Annotated in this window: 18 protein-coding genes and 1 pseudogene; 8 read left to right on the top strand and 11 right to left on the bottom strand. The window is 60.2% G+C overall.

What is annotated here, in order from left to right:
• Positions 1-64 precede the first annotated feature (64 nt).
• Both F8N43_RS00415 and rlmKL read right to left on the bottom strand, forming a co-directional pair.
• The gene (locus tag F8N43_RS00415; RefSeq protein ID WP_150653041.1) at positions 65-2,455 is read right to left on the bottom strand and encodes a GGDEF domain-containing protein; all 2,391 of its coding nucleotides are present in this window, start codon (positions 2,453-2,455) and stop codon (positions 65-67) included.
• Between the two features lie 143 nt (positions 2,456-2,598).
• On the bottom strand, positions 2,599-4,869 hold the full coding sequence (gene rlmKL, locus F8N43_RS00410) for a bifunctional 23S rRNA (guanine(2069)-N(7))-methyltransferase RlmK/23S rRNA (guanine(2445)-N(2))-methyltransferase RlmL (protein ID WP_150637877.1): 2,271 nt from the start codon (positions 4,867-4,869) through the stop codon (positions 2,599-2,601).
• Positions 4,870-5,399: 530 nt separating this feature from the next.
• Here rlmKL and rmf point away from each other — a divergent pair.
• Positions 5,400-5,615 (top strand): ribosome modulation factor, encoded by a 216-nt coding sequence (gene rmf / locus F8N43_RS00405; RefSeq protein WP_003223300.1) that lies wholly within the window; start codon positions 5,400-5,402, stop codon positions 5,613-5,615.
• 178 nt (positions 5,616-5,793) lie between these two features.
• On the opposite strand, the gene F8N43_RS00400 is transcribed toward rmf, so the two are convergent.
• Positions 5,794-6,813, bottom strand: a complete 1,020-nt coding sequence (locus tag F8N43_RS00400) for a quinone-dependent dihydroorotate dehydrogenase (RefSeq protein WP_150634694.1) — start codon at positions 6,811-6,813, stop codon at positions 5,794-5,796.
• A gap of 230 nt (positions 6,814-7,043) precedes the next feature.
• On the opposite strand from F8N43_RS00400, the gene F8N43_RS00395 reads away from it, so the two are divergent.
• The 7 genes and pseudogenes from F8N43_RS00395 (at position 7,044) to cobA (ending at position 17,074) form a co-directional block, all read left to right on the top strand.
• The gene (locus tag F8N43_RS00395; RefSeq protein ID WP_150653040.1) at positions 7,044-8,255 is read left to right on the top strand and encodes a CmpA/NrtA family ABC transporter substrate-binding protein; all 1,212 of its coding nucleotides are present in this window, start codon (positions 7,044-7,046) and stop codon (positions 8,253-8,255) included.
• A 15-nt stretch (positions 8,256-8,270) separates the two neighbouring features.
• Positions 8,271-8,846: an ANTAR domain-containing response regulator gene (locus tag F8N43_RS00390; protein WP_008027390.1), complete on the top strand. Its 576-nt coding sequence runs from the start codon at positions 8,271-8,273 to the stop codon at positions 8,844-8,846.
• 336 nt (positions 8,847-9,182) lie between these two features.
• A complete protein-coding gene (locus F8N43_RS00380) occupies positions 9,183-10,394 on the top strand; it encodes a nitrate/nitrite transporter (RefSeq protein ID WP_150633998.1) in 1,212 nt (403 codons plus the stop codon).
• 7 nt (positions 10,395-10,401) lie between these two features.
• On the top strand, positions 10,402-12,069 hold the full coding sequence (locus tag F8N43_RS00375; RefSeq protein ID WP_150633997.1) for a bifunctional protein-serine/threonine kinase/phosphatase: 1,668 nt from the start codon (positions 10,402-10,404) through the stop codon (positions 12,067-12,069).
• A 283-nt stretch (positions 12,070-12,352) separates the two neighbouring features.
• Positions 12,353-13,552, top strand: a pseudogene (locus tag F8N43_RS00370) (NAD(P)/FAD-dependent oxidoreductase); the annotation flags it as partial.
• Between the two features lie 20 nt (positions 13,553-13,572).
• Positions 13,573-16,290, top strand: coding sequence for a nitrate reductase (locus tag F8N43_RS00365; protein WP_150653038.1), 2,718 nt, complete (start codon positions 13,573-13,575; stop codon positions 16,288-16,290).
• A gap of 10 nt (positions 16,291-16,300) precedes the next feature.
• Positions 16,301-17,074 (top strand): uroporphyrinogen-III C-methyltransferase, encoded by a 774-nt coding sequence (gene cobA, locus F8N43_RS00360; RefSeq protein ID WP_150653037.1) that lies wholly within the window; start codon positions 16,301-16,303, stop codon positions 17,072-17,074.
• A 123-nt stretch (positions 17,075-17,197) separates the two neighbouring features.
• Here the strand turns inward: cobA and F8N43_RS00355 are convergent, their stop codons facing one another.
• The 8 genes from F8N43_RS00355 to ppsA all read right to left on the bottom strand — a co-directional run bounded on the left by F8N43_RS00355 (position 17,198) and on the right by ppsA (position 25,248).
• On the bottom strand, positions 17,198-18,232 hold the full coding sequence (locus tag F8N43_RS00355; protein ID WP_150633993.1) for an OmpA family protein: 1,035 nt from the start codon (positions 18,230-18,232) through the stop codon (positions 17,198-17,200).
• Between the two features lie 107 nt (positions 18,233-18,339).
• On the bottom strand, positions 18,340-18,930 hold the full coding sequence (sigX, locus tag F8N43_RS00350; RefSeq protein ID WP_017337463.1) for an RNA polymerase sigma factor SigX: 591 nt from the start codon (positions 18,928-18,930) through the stop codon (positions 18,340-18,342).
• Positions 18,931-19,016: 86 nt separating this feature from the next.
• On the bottom strand, positions 19,017-19,841 hold the full coding sequence (locus tag F8N43_RS00345) for a mechanosensitive ion channel family protein (RefSeq protein WP_008027407.1): 825 nt from the start codon (positions 19,839-19,841) through the stop codon (positions 19,017-19,019).
• A gap of 2 nt (positions 19,842-19,843) precedes the next feature.
• Positions 19,844-20,092, bottom strand: a complete 249-nt coding sequence (locus F8N43_RS00340) for a hypothetical protein (protein WP_007944521.1) — start codon at positions 20,090-20,092, stop codon at positions 19,844-19,846.
• A gap of 63 nt (positions 20,093-20,155) precedes the next feature.
• Positions 20,156-21,151, bottom strand: a complete 996-nt coding sequence (locus F8N43_RS00335; protein WP_150633991.1) for a zinc transporter ZntB — start codon at positions 21,149-21,151, stop codon at positions 20,156-20,158.
• A 26-nt stretch (positions 21,152-21,177) separates the two neighbouring features.
• On the bottom strand, positions 21,178-21,669 hold the full coding sequence (gene rraA / locus F8N43_RS00330; RefSeq protein WP_150633990.1) for a ribonuclease E activity regulator RraA: 492 nt from the start codon (positions 21,667-21,669) through the stop codon (positions 21,178-21,180).
• Positions 21,670-21,790: 121 nt separating this feature from the next.
• Entirely contained in the window at positions 21,791-22,780 is a 990-nt protein-coding gene (locus F8N43_RS00325; RefSeq protein WP_150653036.1) for an alpha/beta fold hydrolase, read from the bottom strand.
• Positions 22,781-22,872: 92 nt separating this feature from the next.
• Entirely contained in the window at positions 22,873-25,248 is a 2,376-nt protein-coding gene (ppsA, locus tag F8N43_RS00320; protein ID WP_150637863.1) for a phosphoenolpyruvate synthase, read from the bottom strand.
• Positions 25,249-25,380 lie beyond the last annotated feature (132 nt).

The raw sequence follows: 25,380 nt of genomic DNA, 5'->3' as shown, positions 1-25,380 counted from the left end.
ATTGACTTACACACCGCTATCGCTAGCAGGCTAGCTCCCACAGGGGGTTGTGTGCAGCCGACAGCTAATTCATCTCGCCCTGAACCCGATCCCGGCCCGCCTGCTTCGCCGCATAGACCCCCGAGTCCGCCCGCAGCAACAGCGCATCCGCGCCCTCGTCGACCCGCCAACTGGCAATGCCGAAACTCGCGGTAACGATCCCGACGTCGTCGATCGGTGAACTGCGCAAGCCCTGCCAAAGCTCCAGCGCCAGCACATAGGCCTGTTCGCCGTCGATGTCCGGGCAGAGCACCATGAACTCTTCACCGCCCAAGCGACAGAACACGTCGGAGCGGCGCAGGCGATGGCCGATGCGCTCGCACACCGCCTGCAACACCCGATCGCCAACGGCGTGGCCATGCTGGTCATTGATGCGTTTGAAATGATCGATGTCGAGCATGATCACCGACAACTCGCCGCCACCGCGCTCGACCCGGGCCATCTCGGTGGTCAGGCGCTCCTGGAAGTAGCGGCGGTTGTGGATTCCGGTCAGCGAATCGGTGATCGACAGCGCTCGCAGTTCTTCTTCGACGCGCTTGAGATCGGAGATATCCGAGATGTAGCCATGCCAGAGTACGCCGCCGCCAGGCTGCTCCTCCGGGGTTGCTTCGCCACGGACCCAGCGCAGCCCTCGCGTCGGCAGCTGCACGCGATACTCCTCGCGCCACGGGCTGAGCGTGTCCGCCGATGCCCGGATCGAGGCGCGGACCCTCGTGGTGTCCTGAGGGTGAATCCGGGTGAAAATCGCTTCGGCGTTGAGCAGCAAGACATCGGGTTCGAGTTCGTAGATCTCGCGGATGCCATCGCTGGCGTAGATCACACTGAAGCGCCCGTCGAACTCCATCTTGAACTGGTAAATCCCGCCGGGCACATGGGCGCTGAGTTTCTTCAAGAGCAAATCCCGTGCGGCGAGCGCCTCGTGCACGCGCTTGCGCTCGGTGACGTCGATGCAGATCGCCAAGTGCCCGACCCACAAACCTTGATCGTCGAGCACCGGGGTCGCCAGCATGTTCACCGTTAATTGGCTGCCGTCCCCACGGATCAGTGTCCACTCCCGCGCCTCGTGACCGCCCTCCTCACCGCCCTCGACCAACATCGCCTGGCAGGTCGGAATCGGTTTGCCATAACGTGCACTCAACTCCGCCGAACGCGCGGCAAGTTCCCGGGGCAGGTGCAGGTTTTCCAGGGTCATGTGCCCGACCACTTCCACGCTTGAATAGCCGAGCATCTGCTCCGCCCCGGCGTTGAACGTGCTGATGACACCGCGCAGGTCTGTAGCGATGATTGCCACCTGGGTCGCGGCATTCAACACGCCACGCAACTGACCGTGGGTGCCACGCAGTTCCTGCTCACGGGCACGCAGTTCCTGAGTCCGCTGCTCGACCATTTTCAGCGCGCGTTGCCGCTGACTGACCAGTACATAAAGCAGCGAGCTGAGCAGCAGACTGAGCAAACCACCCAGTACCACCAGGCTGCCTACCGAGGAATGGTTGGCTTGCAGGAAGGCCTCGCTAGGCTGGATGTCGACCTGATAGTCATGGTCGGCCAGCCGCAGCAGCCGGGTCGCCGCCAACTCACTGGCGGCAGGACCGTTGGAGGATTCGTAAAGCACTTCGTGCTGGTCCTCGGTGGACAAGTCGAGGATACGCACCGACAGATAATCACGGCCCGCTTCCGGCAAGCCATCGGCCAGCAACTGACGCATGCTGATCACCGCCATCACATAACCGTAAGGTTTCGTGTCTGGATTGCCGCGTAGCATGACCGGCGCCACCAGCAGCACGCCCCGCGCATAGGCCGGCTCGATGCTAACCAGATGCATCGGCTGCGACACCGCCATCTGACCATGCTGGTCCGCCCTGTCCAGGGTGGCACGGCGCAGAGGCTGCGCCGCCAGGTCGTAACCCAGCGGTGAGCCGAGCTTGCTTTGGGTCTGGCTGTACAGCACCACAACATACTCATCGCGCTCCGCCGCCAATTGCAGCTGACCGTCGGCATTGAGCTCACGAATGCTGAAATCGGATAAACCCTCTTCACGCACCCGACGCTCAAACGCTGCCCGCTCGGCACGGCTGACCCGCAGAGCAAACGAATAGGCCTGAGTCCGGTGCAGCAAAGGTTGGGTGTAGCCGTCGAATTCCTCGCGGGCAACCGCATCGGAATTGGCAAAGAACCGGCGCAGCCCATCGAGGCGCTGCTCCTGATCTTCGAAACGTTCTTCGATACGGCTGTAACGTTCACTGGCCAGCAGTTGGAAACGTTGCCGCAATTGTTGGTGAAACAGATTCAGGGTCGACCAGGCGAGCAATCCGGTGAGAATCCCGCCGACGACCAATACCAGCAGCGCGACCAGCCAGGCCGAGACGTCTTCACTGATAAAACCCAGGATCTTTGGGCGCACGGCGTGCAACGACATAGAGGCAACTCAAAACGCCAGGTGCCGGAAAAGCCCATTGGCCATGCGTTGAGTTATAGCTATTAGCCATCAATTTGACCAGCACTGAAAGAAGCCAAGAGCCTTTAAAAATCAAGGCTCTGTGGATCCAATGCGAAAATCTGTCAACGCGCAGTGATTTTCCAGGCTCGGTGGATCTTGCCGTTGCGGGCGAAATCCGGATCGATGGTCTGGGTGGTGATCTCCTCGACCGCGTAACGCTCAGTGAGATTTTCCTCGAGCGCGAACTTGCGGAAGTTGTTGGAGAAGTACAACACGCCACCCGGCGCCAGTCGCGCCATGGCCAAGTCGATCAGTTGCACCTGATCTCGCTGCACGTCGAAGATCCCTTCCATGCGCTTGGAGTTGGAGAAGGTCGGCGGGTCGATAAAGATCAGGTCGAACTCGTCACGGCAGGCATCCAGCCAGACCATCACGTCGCCCTGCTCCAGACGGTTCTTGTCGGAGAAACCGTTCAGCGACAGGTTGCGACGCGCCCAGTCGAGGTAGGTTTTCGACAGGTCGACGCTGGTGGTGCTGCGCGCGCCGCCCTTGGCTGCGTGAACACTGGCCGTCGCGGTGTAGCAATACAGGTTGAGGAAGCGCTTGCCGGCTGCCTCTTTCTGGATGCGCATGCGCATCGGCCGGTGGTCGAGGAACAGCCCGGTGTCGAGGTAGTCGGTGAGGTTCACCAACAGCTTCACGCCACCTTCGTTGACTTCGACGAACTTGCCTTGGGCCGCCTGACGTTCGTACTGCTTGGTACCGCTCTGACGCTCGCGACGCTTGACCACTACGCGGCTTTTGTCGATGTTCAATGCCTGTGGAATCGCCGCCAGCGCATCGAACATGCGCGCCGAGGCTTTTTCCGGGTCGATGGATTTCGGCGCGGCGTATTCCTGGACGTGGACCCAATCGTGATACAGGTCGATGGCCATCGAATATTCCGGCATGTCGGCATCGTAAATACGATAGCAATCGATGCCTTCACGCTTGACCCACTTGCCCAGTGCCTTGAGGTTTTTTTGCAGACGGTTGGCAAACATCTGCCCGCCTTCGCTCAAGCGCGGTTGCTCGATTACCGGAGCGGGTGCCGCCGCCGGTTTGATCGGGTTACCGTTTTTGTTGTACTGGCGTTCCTGCGGCTCGTTCGGCGCCTGATCGTATTCCGCCTGTTCGCGCTCGACCTGGCGCTGTTCCGGGGTGCGACGCTCGCCGGTGACGAACTGATCCGGCGTGACCTTGATCAGCAGCAGTTTGCACGGCAACGCGCCGTTCCAGAACGAATACTGTTTGTGGCTGCGGATGCCCATGCGCTTGCCCAGGTCCGGCGCGCCGGTGAACACCGCCGCTTCCCAGTTCAGGCAAGCCTGACGCAGACGTTCGCCGAGGTTCTGGTAGAGATAGAGCAGGCTCGCCTCGTCGCCCAGTCGCTCGCCGTACGGTGGGTTGCAGATCACCAGGCCTTTCTGGTTCTGGTCCGGGCGCGGTTCGAAGGTAGCGACTTCGCCCTGGTAGATCTTGATCCACTCGCTCAGGCCGGCACGCTCGACGTTGTTGCGGCCCGGTTGAATCAGGCGCGGGTCGGCTTCGTAACCACGAATCCACAGCGGTGGCTTGGCCAGACCGGCCGCAGCGCGTTCGGTGGCTTCTTCGTGCAGCTTTTTCCACAGTGCGGGTACGTGACCAAGCCACGCGGTGAAGCCCCACTGCTCGCGACGCAGGTTGGGCGCCATATCGGCGGCGATCATCGCTGCTTCGACGAGGAACGTACCGACACCGCACATCGGGTCAGCCAGGGCGCCGCCGTCGGCCGCAATGCGCGGCCAGCCGGAACGGATCAGGATGGCAGCCGCGAGGTTTTCCTTCAGCGGTGCCGCGCCTTGCTGCAGGCGGTAGCCGCGCTGGTGCAGGCTGTGACCGGAGAGGTCGAGGGACAGAATGGCTTCGCCACGGTCCAGACGCAGGTGAATGCGCAGGTCCGGGTTGAGTTTGTCGATCGACGGACGGTCGCCTTGCGGGGTGCGCAGTTTGTCGACGATGGCGTCTTTGACTTTCAGGGCGCCAAAGTGCGTGTTGTCGATGCCCGAGCCGTGACCGCTGAACTCGACGGCCAGGGTGCCGTCGTTGAGCATGTGGTCTTGCCACTCGATATCGAGTACGCCGTGATACAGGTCTTCGGCGTCCTTCATCGGGAAACGCTTGAGCACCAGCAAAACCCGGTTCGCCAGACGCGACCACAGGCACAGGCGATAAGCGGTTTCCATGGTCGCCATGCCGCGCACGGCAGAGGTGTGCTCACGCGCCTCTTCAAGGCCAAGCCCGACGGCTTCCTCGATGAGCAGGCCTTCGAGGCCTTTTGGGCAAGTGAGGAAGATTTCGAATTGATCGGACATTGGAATTTCAGAGCCTTTGGCTAAGTGAACCGACAACGCATTGCCGGCCCGGTTTTCAATCAGGCGCTTTTCTAAAAGAGCGCCCGCGTGGCACGAAGGTGTGCCGTCCCACCCGTGCTGCTCAGGTTAGAAGAGCTTAGATGCACGGGCAGATAAAAAAGTTGATGCAATAAAATGTCATAACTCGACCCTTCGTCGAATAATGCCCGGGACCAACGCGAGGCATTCTCACTAAAGGATTAACCCCATCATCCTGCGGGGGGCCGATCATACAGGGCTTTGGCCAATAAACACGGGACAAACATCGTGTTACTTATGGCCATACCATCTTTATCGTTACGTCCTTATGACAAAACGATCATTCCCTCGATGTGACGCATTGGTTAGAACTCAACACAGGTTGGCGCCACAACGGACGTCAACACCTTGGCTCGCCACGCCGGCAGCGAGCCCCCAACGGCAGACATTTCTGCCAGACCTCGATTGAGGTCAACGCGATACATACAGTCAACAAGTGAGGGCAACACCCTATGAGAAGACTTAAGCGTGATCCGTTGGAAAGAGCATTTTTGCGCGGATATCAATATGGCGTTGGTGGCAAATCCCGTGAGCTTTGCCCATTTACTCTACCGTCGGTACGCCAAGCCTGGATTAACGGCTGGCGAGAAGGACGCGGCGACAACTGGGACGGTATGACCGGCACTGCGGGAATCCACAGACTCAACGAACTTCACGCCGTCGGCTAACACAGGGCACACATCCGACACGACAACCTGATTACGTAACGACTTACCACGCACGCCCCATCCGGGCGGCGGGCTCCGGCCCAAGGGCTCCTTCGAGGAGCCCTTTTTTATGCCTGCCAAAAACGCGACTTTAAGCGGCAAACACTTCAATGTGGGAGCAAGCTCGCTCCACAGGGGTTTAGCGCAGGGCAGCGATGGCGTCGACGGATTCGCGAATCAGCGCCGGGCCTTTGTAGATGAAGCCGGAATAGAGCTGCACCAGGCTCGCCCCCGCAGCGATTTTCTCAGCCGCATGCTTGCCTTCGGTAATGCCCCCCACGGCGATGATCGGCAAGCGACCGCCCAACTCGGCCGCCAGCACCTTCACGGTGTGGGTGCTCTTGTCACGAACCGGTGCGCCGGACAGACCGCCCGCCTCGTCACCGTATTCCATGCCTTCAACGCCGACGCGGCTCAGGGTGGTGTTGGTGGCGATCACCGCGTCCATCCCGGTTTCGATCAGCGCTTGCGCGACTTGGGCGGTTTCTTCGTCGGTCATGTCCGGCGCGATCTTGATCGCCAGCGGAACATGTTTGCCATGTCGCAACGCCAGTTCGGCACGGCGAGTCGCCAGGTCGGCCAGCAATTGCTTGAGCGAGTCACCGAATTGCAGGCTGCGCAGGCCCGGAGTGTTCGGCGAGCTGACGTTGACCGTCACATAGCTGGCATGGGCGTAGACCTTGTCCAGGCAAATCAGGTAGTCGTCGACCGCGCGCTCGACCGGAGTATCGAAGTTCTTGCCGATGTTGATGCCCAGCACGCCCTTGTACTTGGCCGCCGCCACACGCGCCAGCAAGTGATCGACACCCAGGTTGTTGAAGCCCATGCGGTTGATGATCGCCTCGGCTTCCGGCAGACGGAAGATCCGTGGCTTCGGGTTGCCCGGCTGCGGACGCGGGGTGATGGTGCCGATTTCGACGAATCCAAAACCCAACTGGGCAAATCCGTCGATGGCCGCACCGTTCTTGTCCAGACCGGCCGCCAGACCCACCGGGTTCGGGAAGTCCAGGCCCATGACGCTCACCGGCATTTTTGCCGGAGCCTTGCACAGCAAGCCGTTGAGGCCCAAACGCCCGCCCGCGCCGATCAGGTCCAGGGACAGATCGTGGGAGGTTTCCGGGGAAAGTTTGAACAACAGCTGACGGGCCAGGGTGTACATGGGCGGCTTTGACTCGAATGGCGGCGAAATGAGGCAGCGATTATAGCCGGGCATCGGGGTCGCAAGCGAGGCGCGCGACAAAATCAGCGGGCGATGGCATATGCCTTGCACCAGCACAGGCATCAGCACTCATGCCAACGGCGGGATGAGTGGAAGGACAATGGCGTCGTCACCCGGCTTTGCTTGCGCGAGGGCCTGGGACGACGCTTTTTTTTGGAAGGTGTTTAGTCATGAATGAACCCACAGCGGGCCCACTGGCCTGGGTCAACGGCAGCGATGCCCCGGAAAAGACCGACATCAACCTGGGCTTCATGGCCCTGAGCGATTGCGCCTCGGTGGTGGTCGCCGCCACTCAGGGCTTCGCCCAGCCCTACGGCCTGACCTTGAACCTCAAGCGCCAGTCTTCCTGGGCCAACCTGCGGGACAAACTGGTCAGCGGTGAACTCGATGCCGCCCACAGCCTGTACGGTTTGATCTACGCCGTACATTTGGGCATCGGCGGCGTGGCGCCGACCGACATGGCAGTGCTCATGGGCCTGAACCAGAACGGTCAGAGCATCAACCTCTCCCACGGTTTGCAGGCGTTGGGCGTGACCGGTCCTGAAGCACTGGATCGCCACGTGCACCAAACTCGCCCAAAACTCACCTTCGCCCAGACATTTCCGACCGGTACCCACGCCATGTGGCTGTATTACTGGCTGGCGAGCCAAGGCATTCATCCGTTGCACGACGTCAACAGTGTGGTAGTGCCGCCACCGCAAATGGTCGCGCACCTGCAAGCCGGGCGGATCGACGGTTTCTGCGTCGGTGAACCCTGGTCCGCCAGCGCCGTGAAACACAATCTCGGCTTTACCATGGCAACGACCCAGACCATCTGGCCCGACCATCCGGAAAAAGTCCTCGGCTGCACCCGCACGTTCGTCGAGCAATACCCCAACACCGCCAGGGCGCTGGTGATGGCCATTCTGGAGGCCAGCCGTTTCATCGAAGAAAGCACCGAGAATCGCCGCAGTACCGCCCAGTTGCTGAGCGCCCCGCAATACCTGGACGCGCCACTCGACTGCATCGAACCGCGACTGCTCGGCGACTACGCCGACGGCCTCGGCAACCGCTGGCAGGACCCGCACGCGTTGCGCTTCCATGGCGCTGGCGAGGTCAACCGGCCTTACCTGTCCGATGGCATGTGGTTCATGACCCAGTTCCGCCGCTGGGGATTGCTGCGCGACGACCCGGACTACCTCGCGGTGGCCCGTCAGGTTCAGCAACTAGACTTGTATCGAGAGGCCGCCAGCGCGGTGGATGTCGCCTCTTCGGGCCAGGATATGCGCAGCAGCCAGTTGATCGACGGCAAAATCTGGGACGGCTCGGACCCGGCCGGATATGCCCGCAGTTTCAAACTGCACGCCATGAGCGACAGCTCGTCCCGATTCGCCAGCCGCTGACAGGAGACTGCGAACATGTTGCGTATCCTGCTGATCAACGACACCGCGAAGAAAGTCGGCCGCTTGAAAGCCGCCCTGACCGAAGCCGGATTCGAGGTCATCGACGAATCCGGCCTGACCATCGACCTGCCCGCACGCGTCGAAACGGTGCGTCCGGACGTGATTCTGATCGATACCGAGTCACCGAGCCGCGATGTGATGGAGCAAGTGGTGTTGGTGAGTCGAGACCAGCCACGTCCGATTGTGATGTTTACCGACGAACATGACCCCGACGTGATGCGCCAGGCGATCAAGTCCGGGGTCAGCGCCTACATCGTCGAAGGCATCCACGCACAACGCTTGCAGCCGATTCTCGATGTGGCCATGGCACGCTTCGAAAGCGACCAGGCCCTGCGCGCGCAACTGCATGCCCGCGATCAGCAACTGGCCGAGCGCAAGCGCATCGAGCTGGCCAAGGGGCTGCTGATGAAGATGAAGGACTGCAATGAAGAAGAGGCCTACACGCTGATGCGGCGCCAGGCCATGAGCCGGCAGCAGAAGCTGATTCAGGTGGCGGAGCAGATCATCGCGATGAGTGAGTTGCTCGGCTGAGTATTGCAGCGTCTATCAGGGCCTCATCGCGGGCAAGCCCGCTCCCACACGTTTTGTGAACACCACCAATCCTGTGGGAGCGGGCTTGCCCGCGATTGGCAGCGACTCGGTCTAGAATTGTTGGCACAAATCTCGCTACGTAATCCACACAGGTAACCAACGGCGGTTGCCCCACCTACGACAAAGACGTCGCTCACCTCATTTGCCCATGGCGAATCGGGTGGCGGCGTTTTTTTGTTTTGGCCCCACAGAACGGGGCTGGTGGTGCGGCCGTTGCGGCGCCCCACCTGCAAGCTCATGACTCCTTCTCGAGACGACTCACAGCTGAGGTGCGCGATGAATTCAAGCTTCTGGAAATCCGGCCATACCCCGACCCTGTTCGCGGCCTTCCTCTACTTTGACCTGAGTTTCATGGTCTGGTACCTACTCGGCCCACTGGCGGTGCAAATCGCCGCCGACCTGCACCTGACCACCCAACAACGCGGGCTGGTGGTGGCCACGCCGATTCTGGCCGGGGCCGTACTGCGCTTTATCATGGGCATGCTGGCGGATCGTCTGTCGCCTAAAACCGCCGGCATCATCGGCCAGGTGATCGTCATCTGCGCGCTGTTCATCGCCTGGAAACACGGCATCCAGAGTTACGAACAAGCGCTGCTGCTGGGCCTGTTCCTCGGCATGGCGGGCGCGTCGTTCGCCGTGGCCCTGCCGCTGGCGTCGCAGTGGTATCCGCCACAACATCAGGGCAAGGCCATGGGTATCGCCGGGGCCGGTAACTCGGGCACCGTGCTCGCCGCGCTGATTGCTCCGGTGCTGGCCGCCGCGTTCGGCTGGAGCAACGTGTTCGGCTTCGCCCTGATCCCGCTGATCCTGACCATCATCGTCTTCGCCTGGCTGGCCAAAAACGCACCTGAGCGGCCGAAAGCCAAGTCGGTGTCCGACTACTTCAAGGCCCTGGGCGACCGCGACAGCTGGTGGTTCATGTTTTTCTACAGCGTGACCTTCGGCGGCTTCATCGGCCTGGCCAGCGCCCTGCCCGGCTACTTCAACGACCAATACGGCCTGAGCCCGGTGACCGCCGGTTACTACACCGCAGCCTGTGTGTTTGGCGGCAGTTTGATGCGTCCTTTGGGCGGCGCACTGGCGGACCGTTTCGGCGGCATTCGCACACTGCTGGCGATGTACACGGTGGCGGCGATCTGCATTGCAGCAGTGGGTTTCAACCTGCCAAGTTCCTACGCGGCGCTGGCACTTTTCGTCTGCACCATGCTGGGTTTGGGTGCCGGTAACGGCGCGGTTTTCCAATTGGTCCCGCAACGTTTTCGGCGTGAGATCGGTGTGATGACCGGTTTGATCGGCATGGCCGGCGGCATCGGCGGCTTCGCCCTCGCGGCAGGCATGGGGGCGATCAAGCAAAGCACCGGCAGTTATCAACTGGCCCTGTGGTTGTTCGCCAGCCTCGGCGTCCTCGCCTGGTTCGGTCTGCACGGCGTGAAGCGTCGCTGGAGAACCACTTGGGGTTCGGCTGCCGTCACCGCTGCGCGGGTGTGAGGGCTGAATGAGCCTGCAACTGAGTTTTGCCGAAGCCAGTGCCGTCGGTCCGCGCGAGGAGAATCAGGACGCCTTGCGCCTGGTGACGCCGGCCCCGGCGCTGGCGGCGAGCAAGGGTTACCTGTTCGCCATCGCCGACGGCGTCAGCCAGTGCGCCGATGGCGGCCTCGCGGCGCGTTCAACCTTGCAGGCGCTGGCGCTGGACTACTACGCCACCCCGGAAACCTGGGGTGTCGCCCAGGCGCTTGATCGCTTGCTGCTGGCACAAAATCGCTGGTTGCAGGCCAATGGCGGCGGGCAACCGCTGCTGACCACTGTCAGTGCCCTGGTCATGCGCGGCAGGCGTTTTACCCTGGCGCATGTCGGTGACTGCAGGGTTTATCGCTGGCACGCCGATCAACTGCAGCGAGTCACTGAGGATCACGTATGGGATCAGCCGGGCATGCAGCATGTGCTCAAACGGGCGCTCGGCCTCGATCAGCATCTGGTGCTGGATTTTCTCGATGGCGAACTGCGGCTGAATGAGCATTTCGTCCTGCTCAGCGATGGTATCTGGGCCGTGCTGGGCGACACCGCCATTGCGGCAATTCTGCGCGATCAACCGGATCTGCACAGCGCCGCGCACACCCTGGTGAATGCGGCGCATCTGGCGGGCAGTCAGGACAATGCCAGCGCGCTGCTGGTGCGGGTCGACGCCCTCGGTGAAACGAGCATCGGTGATGCACTGATTCATGTGCAGCAATGGCCACTGCCGCCAGCGCTGAAACCGGGCCAGACGTTCGAGGGCTGGCACGTCGAAGGGATACTCGGGCAAAGTCAGCAGTCGTTGCTCTATCGGGTGCGCGACGCTCAGCAACAACCCTGGCTGTTGAAAACCCTGCCTGGTGCGTTGCGCGACGATCACCTGGCCGGACAAGCATTGCTGTCGGAGGAATGGTTTCTCAAGCGTGTGGCCGGACGGCATTTTCCTGAAGTCCATGCCGCCAGTCAGCGTCAGCATTTGTACTACGTGATGCGTGAATATTCCGGTTCGACCCTGGCGCAACTGGCTGAACGAAGCGCCACCCTGGCGCTGGCCCAATGGCAGGATCTGGCTGAACGCCTGCTGCGGGCGGTCGGTATGCTGCATCGACGGCAGATTTTCCATCGCGACATCAAACCGGAGAATCTGCTGCTGGGAGACGATGGCGAACTTCGGCTGCTGGATTTCGGCCTCGCCTACTGCCCAGGCCTGTCTGAAGATCAGGCATCGACCCTGCCCGGAACCCCCAGTTACATTGCACCGGAAGCCTTTCGTGGTGATAAACCCAGCCCGCAACAGGATCTGTATGCGGCCGGCGTGACCTTGTATTTCCTGCTGACCGGGCACTATCCCTACGGCGAAATCGAAGCGTTCCAGCGTCCAAGGTTTGGCCTGCCGGTCAGTGCCAGTCGCTACCGCCCGGACCTGCCCGAGTGGATCGCACAAAGCCTGGCGCGCGCGGTGGCGGCAGATCCGGCTGAGCGATTTGAAACCGCGGAAGAATGGTTACTGGTGCTGGAACAGGGTGAACGGCGCAGTTTGAGCGTGCGCCCCAGACCCTTGCTTGAGCGCGAGCCATTGAAAGTCTGGCGGACGTTGGCGTTGGTGTCGCTGCTGGTGAATCTGGTGTTGCTGTTTCTGGCGCTCCATTAGTGGGCAAGGCGCTTTGATTCGGTGCAATAGCCACGCTTGGTCACTCAACCAACGCCAGTAAAACCGGGCATTAGCTAACTTGGCACAACCACTGCATTACCTCTCTCAACAGACATAAAGCCCAGCCTTCAACGACGAAGGATGCGCTTCCCGAGAGAACGGGACCAGGACAAAGGCGTCCTCGCTAGGCAACTAGCGGGACGCCTTTTTTTGTTTGCGCAAAATTTGTCGAGCACGACCTGAACGCCCTGACGAGGCGGGCCCGAACTCCCCGGAGAACCTGATGAAAAAACTAAAACTGGTGATGATCGGCAACGGCATGGCCGGGGTTCGCACCTTGGAAGAGCTGCTCAAGCTGAGCAACGAGCTGTACGACATCACGGTCTTCGGTGCCGAACCCCATACCAACTACAACCGCATCCTGCTGTCGCCCGTATTGGCCGGCGAGCAAACCTTCGAAGATATCGCGCTCAACGACCTGGACTGGTACCTGGACAACAACATCAAGTTGCTGCTCAACCGCCGAGTCGTAGAGATCGACCGAGTCAAACGTCGAGTGATCGCCGACGACGGCACCGAGGCCGAGTATGACCGCCTGCTGATTGCCACCGGCTCGACCCCGTTCATCCTGCCGATCCCGGGCAACACACTGCACGGCGTGATCGGCTACCGCGACATCGCCGACACCCAAGCCATGATCAGCACCGCCAAGACCCACAAGCACGCGGTGGTCATCGGCGGCGGCCTGCTCGGCCTGGAAGCGGCCAACGGCCTGATGCTGCGCGGCATGCACGTCACCGTGGTGCACAACGGTGAATGGTTGCTGGAACGGCAACTGGACAACATCAGCGGCCGGTTGCTGCAAACCGCGCTTGAGGACCGTGGCCTGCACTTTCGTCTGCGTGAGCAAACCCAGGCCCTGCACGATGCCGGCAATGGCCGGGTCGGCTCGGTCGAATTCAAGAACGGCGACCTCATCCCCGCCGACCTGGTGGTCATGGCCGCCGGCATCCGCCCCGCGACCGAACTCGCGGAACGCTCGGGACTCCCGTGCAACCGAGGGATTCTGGTCAACGACACCCTGCAAACCTACGACCCGCGGGTATACGCCATCGGCGAATGCGCCAGCCATCGCGGCATTGCCTATGGCCTGGTGGCGCCGCTGTTCGAACAGGCCAAGGTCTGCGCCAACCATCTCGCCCAGCTTGGCTTCGCCAGCTACAAAGGCTCGGTGACCTCGACCAAATTGAAAGTCACCGGCATCGACCTGTTCTCCGCCGGCGACTTCATGGGCGGCGAAGGCACTGAAACCATCACCCTCCGCGACCCGATCGGGGGTATCTACAAAAAACTGGTGATCAAGGACGACGTACTGGTCGGGGCCTGCCTGTACGGTGACACGGCGGATGGCGGCTGGTATTTCCGGCAGATTCGTGAGAGCCAGAATATTGATGAAATCCGCGATCACCTGATGTTCGGTGAAGCCCTGCGGGAAGCCAGCTGATGAACCGCCAGATCACCGCCTCCACCTGTTGCTACTGCGGGGTCGGCTGCGGCGTGCTGATCGAGCATGACGGCGAGCGCATCCTCGGCGTCAGCGGCGATCCGGCCCACCCGGCCAACTTCGGCAAGCTGTGCAGCAAGGGTTCAACCCTGCACCTGACCGGCGACCTCGCGGCCCGAGCGCTGTATCCCGAACTGCGCCTGGGCAAAGGGCTGGCCCGCAGCCGCACCGACTGGGACACCGCCCTTGATCACGCCGCCAGCGTGTTCGCCGACACCCTCGCCGAACATGGCCCGGACAGCGTGGCGTTTTACATTTCCGGGCAGTTGCTGACCGAGGACTACTACAGTTTCAACAAACTGGCGCGAGCGTTGGTGGGCACCAACAACATCGACAGCAATTCGCGCCTGTGCATGTCATCGGCAGTGGTCGGCTACAAGCGCAGCCTCGGCGCCGATGCGCCGCCCTGCAGTTACGAAGACCTTGAGTCGAGCGACTGCGTGATGATCGTCGGCAGCAACATGGCCTACGCCCACCCGGTCCTGTTTCGTCGCCTGGAAGAGGCCAAATCCCGCCGACCACAGATGAAAGTCATCGTCATCGACCCACGTCGTACGGATACCTGCGACTTGGCTGACCTGCATCTGGCGATTCTTCCGGGCTCCGATGTCGCCTTGTTTCATGGGATTTTGTACCTGTTGCTGTGGGAAGACTGGATCGACCGCGACTTCATCAAGGCCCACACCGAAGGCCTCGCCGAATTGAAAAACCTGGTGCGCGATTACACGCCACCCATGGTTGCGCAGCTGTGCGGGATCAGCGTTGAGCAACTGCAACAATGCGCCGAATGGGTGGGCACCTCGCCGAGCTTTCTGTCGCTGTGGTGCATGGGACTGAACCAGTCCACTGCCGGCAGTGCGAAAAACAGTGCACTGATCAATCTGCACCTGGCCACCGGGCAAATCGGCCGTCCCGGTGCAGGACCTTTTTCCCTGACCGGTCAGCCGAATGCCATGGGTGGTCGCGAAACCGGCAGCCTGTCGAACCTGCTGCCAGGCCATCGCGAAGCGGCCAATGCCGAGCATCGTGCAGAAGTCGCCGCCTACTGGGGCGTTGACCAGTTGCCTGAAAGTACCGGGCTCACCGCTATCGAGCTGTTTGAGCAGGTTCGCAGCGGAACCATCAAAGCCCTGTGGATTGCCTGCACCAACCCCGCGCAATCGATGCCGGACCAGAGCGCCGTGCGCGCGGCGCTGCAAGCCTGCCCGTTCGTGGTCTTGCAGGAAGCCTTTCGCACCACCGAAACCGCCGCGTTCGCCGACCTGCTGTTGCCCGCCGCCAGTTGGGGTGAGAAAGACGGCACGGTGACCAACTCCGAACGGCGGATTTCCCACGTCCGCCAGGCGATTGTCGCCCCCGGCGAAACGCGATCCGACTGGGCAATTACGGTGGATTTCGCACAGCGCCTGGAAAAATATCTGCGTCCGGGGCAGCCCAGTCTGTTTGCGTTCGACACCCCGGCGCAGGTCTTCGATGAGTACAAACTACTGACACGCGACCGAGATCTGGACCTGTCCGGCATCAGCCATGAGCTGATTGATCGTCTCGGTCCACAGCAATGGCCGTTTCCTGCAGGCGCCCGTGAAGGTACGGCCCGACTGTATCGGGACGGGATTTTCCCGACCGCCAGCGGACGTGCCCGGTTTGTGGCCGATCCATACCTTGCCGCCAAGGAACAACGCGACGAGCAATTCCCGCTGACGCTGATCACTGGCCGCCTGCGCGATCAGTGGCACGGCATGAGCCGCACCGGCACTGCCGCGCAGTTGTTCGGTCATGTCAGCGAAGCCGTGCTTAGCCTGCACCCGGATGAACTGCATCGCCATGGACTGCAAGCAGGTGAGCTGGTCAGTTTGAAAAGCCGTCGCGGCGCGGTGATTGTCGCCGTCGGCAGCGACGACAGCGTGCGCCCGGGCCAGGCTTTTCTGCCCATGCACTGGGGCGACCGGTTCCTGAAGGGCGGGGTCAATGCGCTCACCCAACCGGCGTTCGATCCGTTATCGAAACAACCGGAACTCAAACACAGCGGTGTACGAATCGACCCCGTGCATTTGCCCTGGAACCTTTTCGTCCTGATTGAGGGCGATGTTCAACAGCATTTTGAGACGCTACGACCGCTCTGTGAGGAGTTTTCCTACGTAAGCCTCAGCCTGACTGGCCGTGAACGCCCAGCGCTGCTTGTACGCGCGGCCAGCGCCACGGCGCCAGATCCGCAACTGTTGTGCAATATCGACCGTTGCCTGGGGCTCAATGAAGGTCCGGTCCTGGCTTACGACGACCCACGGCGCTCCATTGGCAAACGGGTACGCATCGAGCATGGCCGGATTACCGCGATTCGCCTGGCGGGTGAAACGCTCGCGCAGCACTGGCTGCAGGACCTTTGGCTGCAAGGTCGTGCAGACGAACAACTGCGGCGGTGGATGCTTGCACCGCTGAGCGCGCCACCGGGCAATGCCATCACGCCGGTTGCCGGCACTAAAACCCTGTGCAACTGCAAAAACGTCAGCCAAGGCGCGGTCTGTGCCGGGATCCGTCGAGGCCTGGACTTGCAGGGGTTGAAACAGGAATTGGGCTGCGGCACGCAATGCGGTTCGTGCGTCCCGGAAATCAAGCGTTTGCTCGCCGCCACGGCGCAGCCGATCGCCGTCATCTCGTGAGGAAAACACTATGAACGCAAAAGTCTGGCTGGTGGGTGCGGGTCCTGGTGACCCGGAATTGCTGACCCTCAAAGCCGTCAGGGCGCTGAGCGAAGCGGATGTGGTGCTGATCGACGATCTGGTGAACGGCGCAGTGCTGGAGCATTGCCCCCAGGCCCGGATCATTCCGGTGGGCAAGCGCGGCGGCTGTCGCTCGACACCGCAGGCCTTCATTCATCGATTGATGTTGCGGTATGCCCGCCACGGTAAATGCGTGGTGCGGCTCAAGGGTGGCGATCCGTGCATCTTTGGGCGCGGCGGTGAAGAGGCACAGTGGCTGCGCGACCGTGGGGTCGACGTGGAGCTGGTCAATGGCATCACCGCCGGGCTGGCCGGTGCAACACAATGCGATATTCCCTTGACCCTGAGGGGCGTTGCGCGCGGCGTGACGCTGGTCACCGCCCACACTCAGGATGGCAGCAGCCTGAATTGGCGAGCCCTGGCGCAAAGTGGCACGACGCTGGTGGTGTACATGGGCGTGGCGAAGCTCAGTGAAATTCGCGAGCAACTGCTGGCCGGAGGGATGGCAGCGCAAACACCGGTGGCGATGATTGAAAACGCTTCTCTGCCGCACCAACGGGAATGTCGGAGCGATCTGACGGCGATGGAGGAAGATGCCCGAAGCTTCGAGCTCAAGAGCCCGGCCATTTTGGTCATCGGTGCAGTTGCGGCCGGTGATGCGACGAATTATGGGCGCGAGCTTGCTCTTGATGAGCCTGAGAGCGCCACGGCGTGTCAGGCATGACGCATTTCCGTTGACGACCATCGCCGGCAAGCCGGCTCCTGCAGGTCCGGTGATCTGAAAACCCAAATCGCAGACAAAGAAAAGCCCGGCCTAAGCCGGGCTTTTCTCAGAGCTGCGGGCTAATTACTTAGCTTGAGCTTCAACCTGCGCTTCTACGCGACGGTTTACAGCGCGACCAGCTTCAGTTTTGTTGTCAGCAACTGGGCGGGATTCGCCGTAGCCAACAGACTGAACGCGAGTCGATTCAACACCGTACTGGTTGGTCAGAACTTGCTTAACGGCGTTTGCACGACGCTCGGACAGTTTCTGGTTGTAAGCGTCAGGACCGACGGAGTCAGTGTGACCTTCAACAGTAGTGGTGGTGGATGGGTACTGCTTCATGAAGTCAGCCAGGTTCTTGATGTCGCCGTAGCTGTTGGTTTTAACAACAGATTTGTCGAAATCGAACTTAACGTCCAGCTCTACACGAACAACTTCAGCAACTGCTGGGCAGCCATCAGCGTCAACAGTTACGTTGGCTGGGGTGTCCGGGCACTTGTCAACGTTGTCGCAAACGCCATCGTTGTCGCTGTCGGAGCAGACTTCAGCCGGTGCTGGAACTGGAGCGGCTGCAGGCTTGGAGCCGCCACCGAAGTTCACACCGATACCGACGCTTGGAGCCCACTCGGTGTCACCTTGGTCGATGTTGTACTGAGCTTCAACGCCGGCACGGGCGTAGAAGTTGTCAGTGAAGTACAGCTTGGCACCGCCGCCAACGTTGGCGAAGGTGGAGCCGTTACGACCACCGCGATCGTTCTGGCCGATGCTCTGATCGGAGAAACCAGCAGATACGTACGGACGCAGCATGTCGCCTGGGTTGTTGAAGTGGTACAGAGCGTCCAGGGCGGTGTTGGAGCCCTTGATGTTCTTGCCCGACTCGCTACGAACGTTGTGCACTTCGTCGTAGCCCAGACGCAGTTCAACGTCGTCGGTCAGGAAGTAACCAACCGAGCCACCGAACAGGTTGCCGTCGTTTTTGAAATCGCGCTGGCTGTCGTAGTACTCTTTCTTTGCGAAGCCTTCGATTTCAACTGCGCCTTGGCCTTGTGCCAGTGCGCCGAACGAAGTGGCCGCAATAAGAGAACCAATGGCCAAGCCCAAGGTGTTTTTCAGTTTCATCCGTTAAATCCCCATCTGGTGATTGTGAAGCAGTCCCGCAAACCGGGGGACAACTCGGCGGCAAGTCTATCAGAACTTGCCTACACGTAAGAGATATTTGCGCCGAACTAAGTTTCAGCAATGCCTGCAAATTTCTCACGCAATTTGTCTAGAGCGCGTTTGTAACGCATTTTTGTTGCACTCAAACCCATGTGCATGATGTCTGCGATCTCCTGAAACTCCAGCTCTGCGACAAATCGTAGCACCAGAATTTCACGGTCAATCGGGTTCACATACACCAGCCAGCGATCAAGCCCGCCCTTCTCCTCGGGTTTCGGCGCCTTTTCTTCAGACGCTTCCTCGAGGGGGTCCAGACTCAAAGCGTCCATCAAGCGACGCTTTCGCCGTTCTTTCCGATACTGCGTGATGCATTCGTTGTACGTGATGCTGTATAGCCATGTCTTGAACTTCGATTTACCTTCGAAGTTCTTCAGTCCATACAGCACCTTCAACATCACTTCCTGACAGACATCGTCTGCATCGCGATCGTTCCCAAGATATCGTGCACAGACGTTAAATAATGTTCGTTGGTAACGCCGCATCAATTCTTCATAGGCGCGCGTTACGTGAAACAGCTCGGTATGCGAGCGCGCGACCAACTCCTCATCAGAGAGCTCGCGGGGGTCGTAGCGCGTGGAGAGCGATTGAGCTTTATTCAAAACAAGTCGGGCCGACAGTCAGGTCAATGTCCGCCGCAGCCCCTCAGGGCATTTTGCGGCGGCATACATTAGCAGGGTTTGCCGGGTTAGCGGCTACTCACATGCTGCTCCAGGAGGATCCGATTGGAGAGAGAGACTAGCTCACCCTCATCGGTCAGCAATGTGGTTTTAACCGTGCCGATCTCTTCGATCTGACCTTCGACCTCGCCAACACGCACTTGTTGCCCAACCTGATACAACTCACGCACATAGATTCCCGCAAGAATCTGGCCGGCAATTTCCCGGCTTCCCAACCCCATGGCCAGCGCAACCGCCAGACCAACGGTAATCAATACGATCACGATCACATGGTTCAGCAGGTCAGTCTTGACCTCCAACTGGCTGATCGCGACCGAAATACTGATGATAATTACCAGACCCTGGGCAATTCGCCCCAGCCCTGCGGCGTAATCCAGCCCTACGCCTTCTGCTGCTCCACGCACCAGCCCGTTGGCCAGTTGTGCCAATAAAACACCTACCAGCAGCACCAGCGCGGCGCCAAATACTTTCGGCAAATACAGCGCAAGCATGTCCAGCGTAGCTGAAACTCGTTCAAGTCCAAGGGATTCCGCGGCCGAAACCAGAAAAATCAGCAGGACGAACCAATAGACAATTTTGCCAATGAGCGTCGAAATCGGTACTTGAAGGCCGGCCCGGGACAGCAATTTTGTCAAACCGGTACCGCCCATCAGGCGGTCGAGGCCGAGCTTGGCGAGCAACTTGGACAGCAAAGTATCCAAAAGTTTCGCCACGACGAAACCCAACAGCAGCACGACCAGTGCGCCGAACAGGTTCGGAATGAAATTCGCAACCTTGGTCCATAACGCAGTCATTGCAGTGACGAGGCTCTGAGTCCAGAGATCAAGTTCCATATTCAATCAGCCTTATCAGCAGTGCGAACGGTAGGTTTACGGTGACGGGAAACCGGCGAGACGTGCGCCGATCCGTTGTTCAAGGCAATCATCAGCGCGGGCAGCCAGCGGCCCAGCAGACTGAACAGATCGCCGGCGCCGACCTGGCGGTTGGCGGTTTTCAGGACACGCCCAAGGCACGCATCGTCGTCGCGGGTAGACGGCGAAGCGTTCAGCATGTCACGCAAAGACTGTTCAAACGGATCGTGCATACGCACCTCTCGTGATGTCTGTGAAAGACGCGGTCAAATTTCCCCGGGTCACATGGCGCATCGTCATACCCAGCGCAAACGTCGGAATAACCACCACTGCCCCAGCGCCACCGAGATCATCATCAGGCAGGCAATCAGGAAGCCGTACGGGCTGGCAGAGAACGGAATTCCCCCAACATTGATACCCAAAAGACCGGTCAGAAAACTCATCGGCAAAAAGATCCCGGTGATGATCCCGAAGCGGTACATCGTGCGATTCATGCGCACGCTCAAACGTCTGTCCTCGGCCTCGAGGACCAGCCCCACCCGCTCCCGGGTCAACTCCAGTTCCTCGAGATAACGGGTCAGGCTGTTGTTCAATTCGTTCCAGTAGTCGCCGTCATCTTCGACAAACCAGGGCAGTTTTATCCGGGTCAGTTGTCCGAAAATTTCTCGCTGCGGTGCCAGGAAACGTTTCAGCGCAGCAGCCCTGCGACGGATCTGCAAAATGGAATCATGTTCGGGCGAATACCGTTCGTCGGCATCCAGTTTTTCTTCTTCCTCATCGACCACTTCCGAGAGGCAACTGACCAGATCCTGCACCTTGTTGGTGAGGTACTGAGCCATATAAAGGATGAGTTCGGAGGCGGTTTTCGGTCCCTTGCCTTCGGCGAGCTGCACCAGCAACTCGTCAGTGGCGCGCAATGGACGCAGGCGCAACGAGATAACCCGCTGTGCCGAGGCGAAGATCCGCACCGAGACCATGTCTTCCGGCTCGGCCCCGGGGTTGAGATTGACCCCACGCAAAAATAGCAGCAGTTCGCTGTCGGAAAGCTGTAAAAGACGCGGACGGGTGTTTTCTTCAAGCAGCAAATCACAACTGAATTCACTCAGACCGCTGGATTTACGTAGCCAGGTCTGGGTTTGCGGGTGACTGCGATCCCAATGCAGCCACAGGCTTTCATGGGCCTGCAGTTGCAAGTCATCGAGTTCAGTCCGGGCTATCGAACGCGCACCGCCTTTACCATCCAGCACCAGGGCATGCACCAGCCCCCACTGCGCGTTTTCTTCCTCGAACATCCTCATCCCTTCAGTTGGTGCAACGCTTATTCAGGCATTTTCAGCGGGCTTGGCGAGATGATCACGCCATTATTGTCCGCATAGATGTACTCGCCCGGACGGAACGTCACACCGGCAAACGTCACCACCACATTGAGATCGCCGAGCCCGCGCCGGTCGGATTTCCTCGGATGGCTGGCGAGGGCCTGAACGCCCAGATCGGTCTGCGCGATGATATCGACGTCGCGGATGCAACCGTAGATCACCAGCCCTTCCCACCCGTTTTTCGAGGCTTTCTCGGCCAGCATGTCACCCAGCAACGCATGACGCAGGGAACCGCCCCCATCGACCACCAGCACCTTGCCATTGCCTTGGAGCTCGACCTGCTCCTTGACCCGCGAGTTGTCTTCGAAGCACTTGATGGTCACGATTTCGCCGCCGAAGGAATCGCGGCCGCCGAAATTGCTGAACATCGGTTCCAGCACCTGCACCAGTTCCGGATAGGCGTCGCACAGGTCGGGCGTGATGTAATGGTTCATCGAGAAACTCCTGTAAAGAGGAAGACAATCGAGGATGTCGCAAAGTGACCGGAAAAGCTTAATGCGTCATATCTTAGCCGCAAGCCAATCAGAGCGGAATGCCCTTGATAGAGCATCAGGCTCAGATTGCCGCAGCCAAATCCGCTTTTTCACCGAGCAATGGCGTGTGCTGATCCGACAGCCAACGCGCCACCAGCGGCCAGACTTCGGCTTGAGCGGCTTTGCTGACCAACATTTCCACGTGACCGAAATTATCGCCGAAGCCCTGCTCTCGGCCAAGATTGATGAATTGCTTGTGCTCGGAACCCATCTGATCAAACAGCTTGCGGCACGCCCACGCTGGATCCTGATGGTCACCGACGGCGCTCACGGCCAGCACCGGGAGCTGAACGCCAGCCAATCCGGCCCACCAATCCTTGTCGGCATCGCCAAAGCGCCCAAACAAGCCATACCAGCGCATGCTTTCCAGGGCCAGGCCAATCGGCTCGTCCTCCGGGCCGCGTTTGAGCCTTGATCCCGAGAGTTGCGCAAAACGCTTGAGAATGAAGCGTCCGCTCCACTCCACCGGCGGAATTTTCAACGGCCAGTAAGTGCGGCTGACTTGCGTACCGAAGAACGCCGCAGACGCGACGACCGGCTCGCCGATGTACTCGCCACCCAGCGCTGCCGCCAGGGTAATGCCCCCCAGCGAGTGACCGATCCAGTGCGGAATCTGGCCGCTTTGCTCGCGCACGAACGCGCCAATGGCCGGCAGATCATAACGAGCGTAGTCGGCGACGCGGTTCTTGCGATAGTTCTGGTTGCGCTGCGACAGGCCATGGCCGCGCATTTCCGCGATCCACACATCGAACCCCAGACGCGCCAGATAAGCACCCAGCCCCAGACCTTTTGGGGAAAACCAGAAGCGCCGATTGGAAAAGCTGCCGTGCAACAGGATCACCGGCACACCACCGTGTGCGGGCTCGTCCGCCATGCCCAAACGAGTGACGGCCAGCTCCACCGTGCCGTCAGGGCTGTTGCCGGGTTTCAAACGATAGACGTCTTCGCTCAGATCGCCGCGCCGCTCGGCGCTGATCAGGGCGACAGGAAATAGGTTGCTGCTGCTTTGCATAATGCTCTTGCACAAAAAAGGGCGGCATCCAGATGGAGCCCGCCCTACTTGAATCTTAAAGCCCCGGCCACTTGACCGAGGCTTCATTCACATCAAGCCGAAGCCTGACCTTCCGCCAGGAAGAACCAGGTTTCCAGTACGGAGTCGGGGTTCAACGAAACGCTTTCGATACCCTGCTCCATCAGCCATTTGGCCAGGTCCGGGTGGTCCGAAGGACCCTGACCGCAGATACCGATGTACTTGCCCGCCTTGTTGCACGCGGCAATGGCGTTCGCCAGCAGCTTCTTGACCGCAGGGTTACGCTCGTCGAACAGGTGCGCGATGATCCCGGAGTCACGGTCCAGGCCCAGCGTCAGCTGAGTCAGGTCGTTGGAGCCGATGGAGAAACCGTCGAAAAACTCGAGGAATTCTTCAGCCAGGATTGCGTTGGACGGCAGTTCGCACATCATGATGATGCGCAGACCGTTTTCGCCGCGTTTCAGCCCGTTCTCCGCCAGCAGGTCGATGACCTGGCTCGCTTCGCCCAGAGTACGGACGAACGGCACCATGATTTCAACGTTGGTCAGGCCCATCTCGTTGCGCACGCGCTTGAGGGCGCGGCATTCGAGCTCGAAGCAGTCGCGGAACGATTCGCTGATGTAACGCGAGGCACCACGGAAGCCCAGCATCGGGTTTTCTTCTTCCGGCTCGTAGAGCTTGCCACCGATCAGGTTCGCGTATTCGTTGGACTTGAAGTCCGACAGACGCACGATGACCTTTTTCGGCGTGAACGCAGCGGCCAGGGTGCTGATGCCTTCGACCAGTTTATCGACATAGAAGCCAACCGGATCGTCGTAACCGGCGATGCGCTTGTCGACGCTGTCCTTGATGTCCTGTGGCAGACCGTCGTAGTTCAACAGCGCTTTAGGGTGCACACCGATCATGCGGTTGATGATGAACTCCAGGCGGGCCAGGCCCACACCGGCGTTCGGCAGTTGCGCGAAGTCGAAGGCGCGGTCCGGGTTGCCGACGTTCATCATGATCTTGAACGGCAGATCAGGCATGGCTTCAACGGAGTTTTTCTTGATGTCGAAGCCCAGCTCACCTTCGAAGATGTAACCGGTGTCGCCTTCGGCGCAGGAAACAGTCACGCCCTGGCCGTCTTTCAACAACTGAGTGGCGTTGCCGCAACCGACCACGGCCGGAATGCCCAGCTCACGAGCGATGATCGCCGCGTGGCAGGTACGACCGCCACGGTTGGTGACGATGGCGCTGGCGCGCTTCATGACCGGTTCCCAGTCCGGATCGGTCATGTCGGAGACCAGCACATCGCCTGGCTGGACTTTGTCCATCTCGGACACGTCCTTGATGATCCGTACCTTGCCGGCGCCAATGCGCTGGCCGATGGCGCGACCTTCAACCAGCACGGTGCCGGTTTCTTTCAACAGGTAACGTTCCATGACGTTGGCCTGGGTGCGGCTCTTCACGGTTTCAGGACGGGCCTGAACGATGTAGAGCTTGCCGTCGTCGCCGTCCTTGGCCCACTCGATGTCCATCGGGCACTGGTAGTGCTTCTCGATGATCATCGCTTGTTTGGCCAGTTCGCTGACTTCGGCGTCGCTCAGGCAGAAACGTGCGCGATCGGCCTTGTCGACGTCGATGGTCTTGACCGATTTACCGGCCGTGGCCACTTCGCCGTAGATCATCTTGATGGCTTTGCTGCCCAGGTTGCGACGCAGGATGGCCGGACGACCGGCTTCCAGCGTGCCTTTGTGGACGTAGAACTCATCCGGGTTCACCGCGCCTTGTACGACGGTTTCACCCAGGCCGTAGGCGCCGGTGATGAACACCACGTCACGGAAGCCCGATTCGGTATCGAGGGTGAACATCACGCCGGCGGTGCCGGTTTCGGAGCGGACCATGCGCTGTACGCCGGCCGACAGGGCCACCAGCTTGTGATCGAAGCCCTGGTGGACGCGGTAGGAAATCGCGCGATCGTTGAACAGCGAAGCGAACACCTCTTTGGCGGCGCGAATGACGTTTTCGACACCACGGATGTTCAGGAAGGTTTCCTGCTGACCGGCAAAGGAAGCGTCCGGCAGGTCTTCGGCGGTAGCGGAAGAGCGCACGGCCACGGCCATGTCAGGGTTGCCGGCCGACAGCGTGGCGAACGCGGTGCGGATCTCGGCGTTGAGCTTCTCGGGGAACTCGGCTTCCATGATCCATTGACGGATCTGGGCGCCAGTCTTGGCCAGGGCGTTGACATCATCGACGTCCAGGGCGTCGAGGGCGGCGTGGATCTGATCGTTCAGGCCGCTCAGTTCCAGAAAATCACGATAAGCCTGAGCTGTCGTGGCGAAGCCACCGGGCACCGATACACCGGCACCTGCAAGGTTACTGATCATCTCGCCCAGGGATGCGTTCTTGCCCCCCACATGCTCAACATCGTGTTTGCCGAGCTTATCGAGGGAAACTACGTACTCTACCAAGGTGATCTCTCCACTAACTGTGTTGGAAAAGCTCAGAAGCCGGCGCTCCGAAGGAGCATTTGCCAGCTGTATGGCCTGGACCTGGAAAATAAGTGAGAATGCGGGCCAATGGCGGCCGGCAAATCGCGCCTA

The organism is Pseudomonas fluorescens, from assembly GCF_902498065.1.
Lineage (GTDB): Bacteria > Pseudomonadota > Gammaproteobacteria > Pseudomonadales > Pseudomonadaceae > Aquipseudomonas > Aquipseudomonas fluorescens_BJ.
Note: the sequence above shows the minus strand (reverse complement) of the source record. Positions and strands in the feature narration are given on the sequence as shown.